The organism is Streptomyces sp. NPDC057939, from assembly GCF_042887545.1.
Lineage (GTDB): Bacteria > Actinomycetota > Actinomycetes > Streptomycetales > Streptomycetaceae > Streptomyces.
In genome coordinates, this window is sequence record NZ_JBHVPG010000026.1 from 1 (window position 1) to 13,118 (window position 13,118).

Annotated in this window: 9 protein-coding genes; 5 read left to right on the forward strand and 4 right to left on the reverse strand. The window is 73.0% G+C overall.

The window, feature by feature from the left end; all coding sequences use genetic code 11:
* Window positions 1-54 precede the first annotated feature (54 nt).
* Window positions 55-2,253, reverse strand: a complete 2,199-nt coding sequence (locus ACFVS6_RS25480) for an MMPL family transporter (protein WP_389707179.1) — start codon at window positions 2,251-2,253, stop codon at window positions 55-57.
* A 277-nt stretch (window positions 2,254-2,530) separates the two neighbouring features.
* On the opposite strand from ACFVS6_RS25480, the gene ACFVS6_RS25485 reads away from it, so the two are divergent.
* From ACFVS6_RS25485 to ACFVS6_RS25495, 3 genes are all read left to right on the forward strand, one after another.
* Window positions 2,531-3,748, forward strand: a complete 1,218-nt coding sequence (locus ACFVS6_RS25485) for a sensor histidine kinase (RefSeq protein ID WP_389707181.1) — start codon at window positions 2,531-2,533, stop codon at window positions 3,746-3,748.
* Window positions 3,745-4,413, forward strand: a complete 669-nt coding sequence (locus ACFVS6_RS25490) for a response regulator (protein WP_389707183.1) — start codon at window positions 3,745-3,747, stop codon at window positions 4,411-4,413. The genes ACFVS6_RS25485 and ACFVS6_RS25490 overlap by 4 nt, the downstream gene beginning before the upstream one ends.
* A gap of 141 nt (window positions 4,414-4,554) precedes the next feature.
* Window positions 4,555-4,785: a hypothetical protein gene (locus ACFVS6_RS25495; protein WP_389707185.1), complete on the forward strand. Its 231-nt coding sequence runs from the start codon at window positions 4,555-4,557 to the stop codon at window positions 4,783-4,785.
* Here ACFVS6_RS25495 and ligA read toward each other — a convergent pair.
* Entirely contained in the window at window positions 4,775-6,862 is a 2,088-nt protein-coding gene (gene ligA, locus ACFVS6_RS25500; RefSeq protein WP_389707187.1) for an NAD-dependent DNA ligase LigA, read from the reverse strand. The two genes, ACFVS6_RS25495 and ligA, sit on opposite strands and share 11 nt — an antisense overlap.
* A gap of 143 nt (window positions 6,863-7,005) precedes the next feature.
* Between ligA and ACFVS6_RS25505 the strand changes: the two genes are divergently transcribed.
* On the forward strand, window positions 7,006-7,347 hold the full coding sequence (locus tag ACFVS6_RS25505; RefSeq protein ID WP_389707189.1) for a hypothetical protein: 342 nt from the start codon (window positions 7,006-7,008) through the stop codon (window positions 7,345-7,347).
* A gap of 60 nt (window positions 7,348-7,407) precedes the next feature.
* On the opposite strand, the gene ACFVS6_RS25510 is transcribed toward ACFVS6_RS25505, so the two are convergent.
* Window positions 7,408-8,145, reverse strand: a complete 738-nt coding sequence (locus ACFVS6_RS25510) for a hypothetical protein (protein WP_389707191.1) — start codon at window positions 8,143-8,145, stop codon at window positions 7,408-7,410.
* Between the two features lie 208 nt (window positions 8,146-8,353).
* Between ACFVS6_RS25510 and ACFVS6_RS25515 the strand changes: the two genes are divergently transcribed.
* The gene (locus ACFVS6_RS25515) at window positions 8,354-11,758 is read left to right on the forward strand and encodes a CARDB domain-containing protein (RefSeq protein ID WP_389707192.1); all 3,405 of its coding nucleotides are present in this window, start codon (window positions 8,354-8,356) and stop codon (window positions 11,756-11,758) included.
* Window positions 11,759-11,780: 22 nt separating this feature from the next.
* Here ACFVS6_RS25515 and ACFVS6_RS25520 read toward each other — a convergent pair whose 3' ends face one another.
* On the reverse strand, window positions 11,781-13,088 hold the full coding sequence (locus tag ACFVS6_RS25520) for an MFS transporter (protein ID WP_389707193.1): 1,308 nt from the start codon (window positions 13,086-13,088) through the stop codon (window positions 11,781-11,783).
* Between the last annotated feature and the right edge of the window lie 30 nt (window positions 13,089-13,118).

The window sequence follows — 13,118 nt, forward strand, 5'->3', positions numbered from 1 at the left end:
GGGACCGTAACGTCCCCGCGCGCCGGCGCCCTTCCACGTCGGGCCGCGTCCTCCTCAGCCCACCGGGACCCGGTCCGCCGGCGGGGCGGCCTCCGCCCGCCCGGCGGCGGATCCCGGCTTCACCGGCCACCAGGTGGACCGGCCCAGGAGCGCGATCACGGCCGGCACCAGCACGATCGACAGGACGAACGCGGACAACAGGATCCCCACCGCCGTGGCGAAGCCGATCTGCTGCGTACCGGGCTGCGGGCTCACGGCCAGGCTCCCGAAGGAGGCGGCCAGCACCAGACCCGCCGTGGCGACGGCCGGAGCGGTGTGCCGCACGGCGCGGGCCACCGCATCGCGGGCGGAGCCGGGCCGTCCCATCTCCTCCCGGATCCGGTCGCCGATCAGGATGTTGTAGTCGGTGCCGAGCGCCACCACGAACAGGAACAACACCAACGGCAGGGTGAAGTCGACGCCCGGACGGCCGAGTCCGTGCTGGAACACCAGCGTCGAGGCGCCCAGGGTGGCCGCGAAGCCCAGTCCGACCGCGACCATCAGCACGAGCGGTGCCGGCAGGCTCCGCAACAGCACGAGCAGGATGATCCCGATCAGGACCGCCGCCACCGGGAAGATCACCTTCAGGTCCTCGTCCACCGCCACCGAGATGTCGGCGAACACCGCGGCCGTGCCCCCGACGTGCACCTCGGTGCCCACCGGCAGGTTCGCCCGTACCGTCTCCCGGACCGGACCCGAGACCAGGTCACGGGCCTGCTGAGTACCCGATCCGGCCGTCAGCAACAGGTCGATGCGCGCGGCGCCGCGGTCCTCGCTCAACACGGTCGGGACGACCCGACCCACACCCGGCACCTCGGCCAGCGCCCCGGCGAGACCGGCCAGCCGCTCGGCGCTCAAGGGTGCGCCGTCCTCGGCCGAGACGAACACGCCCGTCGGATCCGAGACCCCGGCGGGCAGCGACCGGGCGATCTCCTCCGCCGTCTCCACGGCGGCCGTACGCTCGCCGCCCGCGCCGCCCTGCCCGTAGTCCATGCGCATCCCGGTCAGGCCCGCCGCGAGTGCCCCGAGCAGTGCCACCGAGGCGATCACCAGCGCCGTCGGACGCCGCGCCACCAGCGCGCCCAGCCGGCCGGCCGCGCCGGCGGGGGGTTCGTGCCTCAGGGAACGGGACGGCCAGAACATTCCGCGCCCGGTGACCGCGAGCAGCGCGGGCATCAGCGTCAGGCTGCCCAGCAGCATCACCAGGACGGACACCGCGATGGCCGGGCCCAGTACCCGGAACTGGCCGAAGGAGGCGATCCCGAGCGTGGCGAACGCGGCCACGATCGTCAGCGCCGCCGAGGTGACGGCCGTGCCCACCCGGCCCGCGACCTCCCGCGCCGCGTCCCGGCCCGACTCGGTCGGGTGCGTCCGCAACCGCTCGCGGAACCGGAACAGGAGGAAGAGGAAGTAGTCCACCCCGATGCCCACCAGCACCACGTTGATCAGCCCCGGGGTGGAGGCGGCCAGTTGGATGCCCGTCAGCAAGGACGCGCCGACGACCACGCCCGTCGCCGCACCCCCGATGACGGCCACCGCGACCAGCGGTAGCAGCGCGGCCGCCAGGCTGCGGAACACCAGCACGTGGAGCAGCACGATCAGCCCCGTCATCACCGCCCCGACGACCGCCGTACGGGTCTTCTCGGCGTCGACGGTGTCCACGCCGGTGGCCGGCCCGCCGGTGAACCCGGTGCGCAGGCCCGCCTCCCGGAAGGCCTCGCGGGTGTGGTCCCGGAAGGCCCGGTAGGTGTCCTGCACCCCCGGGTCCGCCGGATTGCCCTTCAGTTCCACCGACAGCAACCGGAAGGCACGGTCCGGCGCCGTCAGGCGCCCGCCGAACACGGGTACCTGGGAATGGTCCTGGGCCAGCGGCATGGTGTTCTTGGTGACGGGCATCACGATCCGCTCGCCCGCCAACCGGTCCGTCACCTCGTCGACTCGCCGCTCGTCGGCGGGGGAGAGCGCGGCCCCGTCGCTCCGGGCGACCAGCACCGTCAGCGGATCGGAGTCCGGGCGCACCCCGAAACTCTCCTCGGCGATCTTCAGCGCGGCGGCCGAATCGTAGTGCGCGGGCAGGAAGTCGCCGTTGCCCGTCTGGGTCGCGCGGAAGACGAACGCCTGGCCCATGATGGTCAGCGCGATGCCCAGCACCGCCCACAGGGCTATCACCTTCCACGGATTCCTCGTCGAGCATCCCGTCAGGGCGCGGATCACTTTTCTCCTCCGGTCCGTGCGATGGCGCCGGAGTACCCCGGCGGTCCCCCCAAGACCATCAGCGGACCGGGCCGCCGGCGTCCGGGCGCAGGAGGATCTCCCCACCGGGACCAGGGTCACGCCGACCGCCGTGACCAGGACTCCGGTCCCGGTCCCGGACCCGACCACGGGCCGGTGGCCGGGTCCCCGGCCGGTGCCAGAATGGATCCACGGATTCCGGCCGCGGGCGGTCCCGGCACCGGCCGGGCCCGGCGGCCCGTGGGGGAGGACCGGCCAGATGAGCAGGAGCACCGACAAACCGGCGTGGACGCGCAACGACGCCCTGGTGGCGGTCGGGGCGGCGGCGGCCGACCTGCTGGGCTTTTCCGTCACCAGCCAGTTCGACGGCAACCCGCTGGGGATCCCCGCAGCGTTCGCCCTGGTCCTCGGGGGACTGACGCTGATCGTCCGTCACCGTCGCCCGACCCTCGTCCTCGCGGCGGTCCTGGCGCTCGGCGTGGTGGTGAACACGGCCGGCCCGGTCTCACCGCACTTCGGTCTCAGCCTGGTCATCGCCCTGTACACGGTGGTCCGCAGCTGCCGGCCCGTCGTGGCGGCCGTCGCGGGCCTGGCGGCGGTCCCGCTGCCCTCCGTCGGCCAGGGCGGCATGCTGCTCCCCGGAGGTTGGGGGCTCCTCGCCAACGCGGCCGCCGCCGCGATCGTCGTCGGGGCCGCCCTGGCGATGAACCACCGGCAACGGGAGTCCGAGGCCAACCGCACGCTCCACGCCGAGCGGGCGCTCGCCGAGGAACGCCGCCGCATCGCCCGGGAACTGCACGACATCGTCGCCCACCACATCACCACCATGCAGCTGATGGCCGGCGGAGCACGGGCCAACCTCGCGCACGACCCCGAGGCCGCCCGCGAGGCCCTCGTCACCCTGGAAGGCTCCGGGCGGATGGCCCTGAGCGAAATGCGCCAGTTGCTCGACGTCCTGAGGGCCGGTGAGGAACCGGAGGCGAACCCGCCGGCGCCGCAGCCGGGGCCCGAGGACCTGGCCAGGATCGTCACCGAGAGCCGCCTCGCCGGCATGGACACCGAGCTCACCGTCGACGGAACCGTACGCCCGCTGCCGCCGACCGTCGGCCTGACCGTGTTCCGGGTCGTCCAGGAGGCCCTGACCAACGCCCGCAAGCACGCCGGGGATTCCGCGGCCCGGGTACGGCTGACCTACCACCCCGACGAGGTCACCGTCGAGGTCCGCGACGACGGAACGGGCCGCCGCACGGGCGAGGCGCGGGGCGACGCCGAGGGCGCCGGATCCGGCAGGCGCACCGCGGCTTCGCGGGCCCCGGCCCGCGGCGGGTACGGTCTGATCGGAATGCGTGAACGCGTCGCCCTGCAGGGCGGCACCCTGGAGGCCGCCCCGCTGAGGGAGGGCGGGTTCCGGGTCGCGGCGCGGCTCCCGGTGGCACCGGGAGCGGGCACCGCCGATGGAGAGGAACACCACCGATGATCCGCGTGCTCATCGCCGACGACCAGCCGCTGGTGCGGCGGGGCCTGGCCCTGATCCTGGCCCCGCACCCGGACGTCGAGGTCGTCGGCGAGGCCGGCAACGGCGCCGAGGCCGTCGAACTGGCCCTGCGGCTGGAGCCCGACGTGGTCGTCATGGACATCCGGATGCCGGTGCTCGACGGCGTACAGGCCACCGAACGGCTGGCCACCGCCCTGCCCGGCTCCCGGGTCCTGGCCCTGAGCACCTTCGACATGGACGAGTACGTGGTCGCCGCCCTGCGCGCCGGCGCCCACGGCTTCCTTCCCAAGGACGTGTCCCCGGAAGAGCTGATCGCGGCGGTCCGCACCGTCCACGCGGGCGAGGCCGCCGTCGCCCCCCGGCTCCTCACCCGGCTCATCTCCACCTACGTGCGCGCACCCGCGCGCGAACGCCGCCCGGTCCCCGAGTCACCCACCGGACTGACCCCACGCGAGCTGGAGATCTGGCGCCTGCTCGCCGGAGGCCTCGACAACGCCGCGATAGCGGTCGAACTGGACATCAGCGTCTCCACGGTCAAGAACCACATCACCGGCATCTTCGGCAAGCTGGGCGTCCGCGACCGCGCCCAGGCGGTGATCGCCGCCTACGAGTCGGGGCTGGTCGAGCCCGACCGGAGGGCCACTTGATCACCATGTGCCCCGCAGGACCCGAATCCGTCCGGCGTCCGAACCGCTGACCAGCGAAAACACTGGACGATTCGCCCGTGCGGCGGAGGGGCCGCGCATGGCACAGTGCCAGGAGCACAGCCGCCGCACCAGGGAGCCGCCATGCGTGACCCTCACCCCATGCCGTCGGTCCTCACGGCCGCGCCCGAGGACCGGAGCGGGCCGGGCCCGCTGCCCGACTGCCCGGTGTGCGTCGTCGCGCCGGAGCGCATCTCCTGGCGCCAACGGCCCGGCGAACCGGTCGTCCTGGTCTTCGAGCCCTGCGGACACCGCCACACCTCGCCGGCGCCGCCCCTCCTCGCCGTCACCCCGCCCCCGCCGCTCACGCACTGAGCACGACGGCGATCCGCAGCGCGAACTCCTCCTCCCCGAGGATCGTGATGCCCGCCGCCTCGGCCTTGGCGACCTTGCTGCCCGCCTTCTCACCCGCCACGAGGAGCGTCGTACGCCCCGACACACTGCTCGCCGACTTCCCGCCGGCCCGCTCGACGAGCTCCAACAGCGCGGTGCGGGTGCCGTAGGCGGACAAGGCGCCGGTCATTTTTCCCGTGATCACCACCGTCTCACCGGCCAGCGGTCCGGCGGTGACGTCACCCCCGAGGCTGTCACCCGCGCCGCCGTCGGCGGGGACCGTCGCCCGGCCCGGAACCTGCGGCTCGACGAGGTTGACCCCGGCCGCCACCAGCTTGTCGACGACCGCTCCCAGCTCGGCGACCTGAGCGACGATCGCCGCAGCCTTGGCGGCGCCGACCAGTTCCACCCCGGTCATGGCCTCGGCGTCGGCCGCCCGGATCGCCTCCATCGTCCCGAAGTGCCGGGCGATCCGCCGGGACATGCCCCGCCCGGTGCCGACGACCCCGAGCGCGCAGAACACCCGCGACAACGGACGGTCCTTCGCGCCCGCGATCTGCTCCGCGAGCTTCAGCCCGCGCTTCTCGCTCCCGGCCGCCCGCGCCAACGCCGCCTCGTCCAGGGTGAACAGGTCCGCCACGTCGCGCACCCCCTCCTCCTCGACCAGGGCGCGGACGTACCGCTCGCCCAGCCCGTCGATGTCGAGCTGGTCGCGCCCGGCCGCGTACAGGATCGCCGCGATCCGACCGCAGTCGGCGGGCCGTCCGCAGCGCCAACGCTCCTGGGACCGGTCGACGGCGCCCTGGCAGCCCGGGCACACGGACGGGAACTCGATCGCCCGCTCCTCGCCGGTCCGCAGCTCCACCACCGGCGCCTCGACGCGCGGAATGACGTCGCCGGCCTTGCGGACCGTCACCGTGTCACCGAGGCGCAGACCGCGCCGCTCGATGTCGGCCGGGTTGTGCAGCGTGGCGTGCCGGATCACCGAACCGTCGATCTCCACCGGCTCCAGCACCGCCGTCGGCGCCAGCACCCCGGTACGGCCCACCGACCAGGTCACCTCCAACAGCCGGGTGCGGCGCTCCACCGCCGGCAGCTTGTACGCGGTCGCCCAGTGCGGGTGGCGCGAACCGTTCCCGGCCGCCGCCTGCTCCGCCAACGAGTCCAGCTTGACGACGATCCCGTCGATCCCGAAGGGCAACGCGGAACGGAGCTTCGAGATCCGGTCGACCTGCTCCTGCGCCCCCGCGACGGTGTCCACCACCGTCAGCCCGGCGGCCGTGTCGGCGGCCGTGCGGATCCCCGTCGCCGCCAGGAACGCCATCACCTCGGAGTGCGCGCCGCCCGGCAGCGCCGCGCCGCCGTCGAGCTCCACCGCGCCGAACGCCCAGAACGTCATCTCCACCGTGTACGCGCGTCCCTTCGCCCGCAGCGTGCCGGCCGCGCCGTTGCGGGGATTGGAGAACGGGGCCGCGCCGTGCGCCACCCGTACCGCGTTCGCCCGTTCGAACTGCTCGGCCGTCAGCAGCACCTCGCCGCGCACCTCGAAGGAGTCCCGGGTGTTCAGCTCCAGGGGGAGTCCCGCGATGGTGCCGATGGCGTGCGACACGTCCTCCCCGCCCGTCCCGTTGCCCCGGGTGACCAGTTGGACCAGACGCCCCGCCCGGTAACGCGCCGCCAGCGAGGCGCCGTCGAGCTTGGGCTCCACGGCGTACCCGCCGGTGACGGGACCGCCGAGGCGTCTGACGAGCGAGGCCTCCCAGTCGAGGAGGTCCTGCGGGGCGAAGGCGTTGGCCAGGGAGAGCATCGCCGTGGTGTGGACGACGTCCCCCGCGGGCACCGCGCCGCCCGCCACCTTCCCGGTCGGGGAGGCCGGGTCGGTGTGCTCCGGGTAGTCGGCCTCGTAGGCCTGGATCAGGGACACGAGCAGGTCGAAGGAGGCGTCGTCGAGCGGGGATTCGCCCGAGCCGTAGTAGGCGGCGGCGGCCCGGACGGCCGTGGCGATGGCGTCGGCGTACTCGTCACGGTCGGCCAGGGCGGGAGCGGTGGTGATCGTCATGCCGTGATGGTGGCGCAGGGGTCTGACAATCGACCCGGCGCGGTCCGGGGGCGCCGCGGTCCCCCTGGTCCGCGGAGCGGACCGGGCCCTCGTATCGTGTACCCGAGCCGCTCACCGGCGCGGCAGGAGACGGAGAACCCCTGATGGACGTGCAGCACTTCGAGCGGATCACCGCGTTCATCGAGGCGCGGCTGACGCCGCTGTTCGACGCGGAGACCGGAAGTGAGCGCGGATTCGCGATGGACGACACCTCCCGGGCCCTGCGCGCCCTGCGCAACAGCGTCCTGGAGGCCTCCGCGGTGAAGGGCCTCATCGAGACGCGGGCGACGGCCGAGCCGCGGGTCCGCACCGTCATCGACCAGTCGGTGGAGCACCACTGGGACGTGCTGCGCGGCATCGCCCGGCAGTGGGAGGACCACGCCGACTTCCGCCGCGAGTTCAAGCGGCACGCCTGGGAGCTCGACGGGGCCCCCGCACAGGCCTGAGGCGCCGCGCGCGAGGACCCCCGCACGCCACGGCGTGCGGGGGTCCCGTCATGAGTGCCGTCACTGGCTGGGGGCGCCGCCGATCAGGTAGTCGACGCGGCGTCGCATACCGCTCCAGCGCCGGTCGTGGCGGTACGAGCGCCTCATCGAGCGGGCCCGCGCCTTCGGGCGGCGCCGGTAGAAGCGGCGGGCCCACGGGGAGACGGGGCGGGCCAACCGCATCGCCGCGACGAGGGCGATCAGCGGTACCACCGCCCCGAGCACGGCCATGCGGGGCTTTCCCTTGAAGAGCGCCACCCCGGCCAGCAGCAGGTTGAACACCACGGTGGTCACCAGGGTCATGCGGCTCTGTTCCTCGTCCGGAGTCAGTCCGTCCACGCCGAGCGGCAGGAACCCGCAGAGCAGCAGCGAGGCGAGGGCCGTGGTCAGGATGACCACCTCGATGCTGATCGTGCCCTCCTTGCTCCAGTAGACGTCGCTCAGGTGCAGGATCAGCGCGAACTCGTCCAGGACCAGTCCGGTCCCCATCCCGAAGAGCACGGCGGCCAGCGCCGACCCCCAGCCCGCGCGGCCGCCCCCGATCGCGGTGAACCCGCCGACCGTCATCAGCACGACCCCGGGAACGGCGTGGTGCACGTGCAGCCCGCCCGGTGTGACGTTGCGGAACGGGCCCTTGCCGGCCCGGATCATCCGGGTGATGACGCGCGTGATCGCGAACGTCAGGACGAAGGCGGACAACGCCAGCAGCAGGGGCAGCTTGCCCGGTTCGAGGATGTTTCGGTACCACCAGTCACCCATGCCGTCACCCTCCCGGGACCCGTCCGCGCCCGCATCGCGGAAGCCGCCGTTCGGGCGCGCCGTGTGAGGACCGTTGACAAACCGGTGACCTGATAGAAACCTGTGACCCTGATCCACGCAAAGAATCAACTGGATTCCTCAAAATCTTGCGCAGAGATCGAGATTAATCGGCAGGTCCTCGCCCCACCCTTCCGGAACAGAGGCCCCCATGAGATGGAAACGACATGGCCGCGCGCTCGTAGGCGGCCTGGTCCTCACCGCCCTGACCGCCCTCGGCCTGACCCCCACCGGAGCCGCGGCCGGACCCTCGGCCCCGGCCGCCGGCACCGTCAACCTCGCCCTGGGCCGAACCGCCACCGCGGGCGGCTCCCTCGGCGGCTACCCCGCGACCGCCGTCACCGACGGCAGCCAACAGACGTACTGGGAGGGACCCGCGGGCGCCTTCCCCCAGTGGCTCCAGGTCGACCTCGGAGCCGTCGCCACCGTCGACGAGGTCGTGTTGAAACTGCCCTCGGCGTGGGAGCGGCGCACCCAGACGCTGAGCCTCCAGGGAAGCGCCGACGGCACCACCTTCACCACGCTCGCCGCCACCGCCCCCAAGGTCTTCGACCCCGCTCAGGCCAACAGGGTGACCCTCGGGCTCGGCTCCGCCGCCGTCCGCCACCTGCGGGTGAACGTCGCCGCCAACAGCGGTTGGAACGCCGCCCAGATATCCGAGTTCGAGATCTACGGGGCGACCGGTCCCGGCGATCCGGGCGATCCCGGCGACCCGCCCCCGACCGGAACCAACCTGGCCCGGGGCAAGCCCATCGAGGCCACCTCCACCACCCAGTCCTACGTCGCCCCGAACGCGAACGACGACAACCTGAGCACCTACTGGGAAGCCGCCGGCCAGAGCTCCTCGTTGACCGTCCACCTGGGCGCCAACGCCGACCTCGCCGCGGTCGTCGTCCGGCTCGATCCCGATGCGGCATGGGCGGCACGGACCCAGAACTTCGAGGTCCTCGGCCGTGAGCAGGCCGCCTCCGCGTTCACCACCCTGCGCGCCCGCGCCGACCACCTCTTCAGCCCCGGGGCGAACGGCAACACCGTGACCGTGCCGGTCGGCGGCCGCGTCGCGGACGTCCAGGTGAGGTTCCACGGCAACACCGGCGCGCCCGGCGCCCAGGTCGCCGAGCTCCAGGTCGTCGGAACGGGAGCCCCCAACCCCGATCTGACCCTCACCGATCTGACCTGGTCACCGTCGGCCCCCTCCGAGACCGACGCGGTCACGGTGAACGCCACCGTCCGCAACGCGGGCAACGCCCCCGCCGCCGCGACCACCGTACGGGTCAGTCTGGAGGGCGTCGTCGCCGGCAGCGCCCCGGTCGCCGCGCTGGCGGCGGGCGCCTCCGCGACGGTGCCGGTCGCCGTCGGCAGGCGTCCCGTAGGCCGCTGGACGGTGTCCGCCGCCGTCGACCCCGAGAACACCGTCGCCGAGTCGGACGACACCAACAACAGCCGCAGCGGCGCAGGCCCGCTGGTGGTCGGCCAGAGCCCCGGGCCCGACCTGGAAGTCACCGGAATCACCCCCGACCCGGCCACGCCGGCCGTCGGAGCCAAGGTGACCTTCACCGCGACCGTGCACAACCGCGGCACCGCGCCGGCGCCCGCCAGCGTCACCCGGCTCACCGCCGGAGCCGTCACCCTGAACGGGAACACCCCGGCCGTACCCGCCGGCGCGACCGTCACCGTCGCGCTCGACGGCAGCTGGACCGCGACCGGCGGCGGCGCCACCCTGACCGCCACCGCCGACGCCACGGGGGTCGTGACCGAGACCAACGAGAACAACAACGTCCACTCCCGCTCGATCGTGGCCGGTCGCGGCGCCGCCGTCCCGTACACCGAATACGAGGCGGAGGCCGCCCGGTACACGGGCACCCTGCTGCAGAGCGACCCCGAGCGGACCTTCGGCCACACCAACTTCGCCACCGAATCCTCCGGGCGCGCCTCGGTGCGGCTCTCCGCGACCGGCCAGTACGTGGAGTTCACCTCCACCAACCAGGCGAACTCCATCGTCGTGCGCAACTCCGTGCCCGACGCCCCGGGCGGCGGCGGGGCCACGGCCACCCTCAGCCTCTACGCCGACGGGACCTTCGTCCGGAAGCTGGACCTGTCGTCCAAGCACAGCTGGCTCTACGGCACCACGGACGGCCCGGAAGGCCTCACGAACACGCCCCAGGGCGACGCGCGCCGACTGTTCGACGAGTCCCACGCCCTGCTGGAACGCAGCTACCCGCCGGGGACGAAGTTCCGGCTCCAACGGGACGCCGGCGACGCCGCCGCCTACCAGATCGTCGACCTGATCGACCTGGAACAGGTGGCGCCGCCTGCCGCCAAGCCCGCCGAGTGCACCTCGATCACCGCCTACGGGGCCGTCCCCAACGACGGCATCGACGACACCGACGCCCTCCAGCGCGCCGTCACCGACGATCAGGACGGCCGCATCGAATGCGTGTGGATCCCGGCCGGTCAGTGGCGCCAGGAACAGAAGATCCTCACCGACGACCCGCTGAACCGGGGCCAGTTCAACCAGGTCGGCATCCGTGACGTCACCGTGCGCGGCGCCGGCATGTGGCACTCCCAGCTGTACACGCTCACCCCGCCCCACCAGGCGGGCGGCATCAACCACCCGCACGAGGGCAACTTCGGCTTCGACATCGACGACAACACCCGTATCTCCGACATCGCCATCTTCGGTTCCGGCACCATCCGCGGCGGCGACGGCAACGCCGAGGGCGGCGTGGCCCTCAACGGCCGCTTCGGCAAGAACACCAGGATCACGAACGTGTGGATCGAGCACGCCAACGTGGGGGCCTGGGTCGGCCGGGACTACGACAACATCCCCGAGCTGTGGGGACCGGGCGACGGCGTCGAGTTCAACGGCGTCCGGATCCGCGACACGTACGCGGACGGGGTGAACCTCGCCAACGGAACGAAGAACTCCACCGTCTTCAACTCCTCGTTCCGCAACACCGGCGACGACGCCCTCGCCGTGTGGTCCAGCCGCTACGTGAAGAACACGGCCGTCGACATCGGCCACGACAACCACTTCCGCAACAACACCGTCCAGCTGCCCTGGCGGGCCAACGGGATCGCCGTCTACGGCGGCCACGGCAACACGATCGAGAACAACCTGGTCTCCGACACCATGAACTACCCGGGCATCATGCTCGCCACCGACCACGACCCGCTGCCGTTCTCCGGTCAGACCCTGATCGCGAACAACGGCCTCCACCGCACGGGCGGCGCCTTCTGGGGCGAGGCCCAGGAGTTCGGCGCGATCACCCTCTTCGCCTCGGGCCAGGACATCCCCGGGGTGACCATCCGCGACACCGACATCAGCGACTCCACCTACGACGGCATCCAGTTCAAGTCCGGCGGCGGCAGCGTGCCGAACGCCGTGATCGACGACGTCCGCATCGACCGGTCGAACAACGGGGCCGGCATCCGGGCCCACGGCGGCGCCCGCGGCAGCGCCACCCTCACCGGAGTGACCATCACCGGATCGGCCGACGGCGACGTCCTGGTCGAGCCGGGATCACAGTTCGTGATCCGCGGCTCGGCCGGGTAGCGGACGCCGCACGGGACCCGGGTCAGGCCACCGCGCCGCTCGGGTCCTCCCGCCGGGCCGCCCCTTCGCGGGCGGCCCGGCGGCGCAGCGCGTCCTCGTCGGTCTCGGCGTCGTACGAGATCAGCTTGGGCAGCAACGCGGCCAGCACGGCCACCGACGCCACGCAGGCGAGCCCACCGCTCCAGAAGGCGGGCCGGGTCCCGGTCCAGCCGGCCATGGTGCCCGCCCGGACCTGGCCCAGCTGCGGACCGACGCTGTACGAGAGCACCTCGATCCCGGCGAGCCGCCCCCGCAGCTCCTCGGGGATCGTCTGGTTCCAGATCGTGGCCCGGCCCAGCCCGCTCAGCATGTCGCCCGCGCCGGCCACGGCCAGGCAGGCCAGCACGATCCAGATGCCGGAGAACCAGCCCGCCGCGGCGATGGCCAGCCCCCAGACGGCGGCGCCGAAGACCACCAGCAGCCCGTGCCGGCGCACCCGCGAGACCCAGCCGCTGGTCATGCCCAGCAGCAGCGAGCCCACGGCGCCGGCCGCGTACATCAGACCGAGCGCCCAGACCGCGTCGAGCTCGTCGGCGAGGAAGGGAAGGATCGCGTTCGGGAAGGCGAAGAACATCGCCGCCAGGTCCACCGCGTACGTGCCGAGCAGCACCGGCCGGCTCCACGCGTACCGCGCGCCCTCCCCGATGGCGCGCAGCGACGGCCGTACTGCGCCCCCAACCGGGGGCGCCGGCCGCAGCCGCAGGCACAGCAGCACCGAAACGAGGAAGCCCGCCACCGTGACCGCGTACGCGGGGGCGTAGCCGGCCCAGGCGACGACCACACCGGCCAGCGCCGGCCCGGCGATCGCCCCGAACTGGTAGCGGAGCCCGTTGAGCGCGGCGGCGGCGGACAGCTGGTCGTGCGGCACGATCCGTGCCATCAGTGAATCCAGCGCCGGCCGCTGGAGCCCCGTCAGCGCCGACACGCCGGCCGCCACCACGTACAGCGGCCACAGCAGCGGATCCGGCAGCAGCGCGTTGACCAGCAGGATCAGGGCCAGCAGCCCCAGTCCGGCCTCGGTCAGCAGGATCAGCCTCCGCCGGTCGACGGCGTCGGCCAGGGCACCCCCGTACAGGCCGCAGACCACCAGTGGAACCAGCTCGACCGCGCCCATGGCGCCGACCGCGAGCGGCGAGTCCGTCAGGTGCTTGATCTGGAGCGGCAGCGCGATCATCGCCATGAACGAACCGAAGAACGTGACGGTGCCCTGGTAGAAGAGCAGCCGGAAGTCGCGGCTGGACCGCCAGGGGGCGAGATCGGGCAACACGGCGGTCAGACGGGAAGTACTCACGACGTGCCATCGTCCGTGTCCCGACGCGCG

Coding starts and splice junctions, on each gene's coding strand:
- ACFVS6_RS25485 (WP_389707181.1), top strand. CDS start 2,531: ATGAGCAGGAGCACCGACAAACCGGCGTGGACGCGCAACGACGCCCTG.
- ACFVS6_RS25490 (WP_389707183.1), top strand. CDS start 3,745: ATGATCCGCGTGCTCATCGCCGACGACCAGCCGCTGGTGCGGCGGGGC.
- ACFVS6_RS25495 (WP_389707185.1), top strand. CDS start 4,555: ATGCGTGACCCTCACCCCATGCCGTCGGTCCTCACGGCCGCGCCCGAG.
- ligA (WP_389707187.1), bottom strand. CDS start 6,862: ATGACGATCACCACCGCTCCCGCCCTGGCCGACCGTGACGAGTACGCC.
- ACFVS6_RS25505 (WP_389707189.1), top strand. CDS start 7,006: ATGGACGTGCAGCACTTCGAGCGGATCACCGCGTTCATCGAGGCGCGG.
- ACFVS6_RS25510 (WP_389707191.1), bottom strand. CDS start 8,145: ATGGGTGACTGGTGGTACCGAAACATCCTCGAACCGGGCAAGCTGCCC.
- ACFVS6_RS25515 (WP_389707192.1), top strand. CDS start 8,354: ATGAGATGGAAACGACATGGCCGCGCGCTCGTAGGCGGCCTGGTCCTC.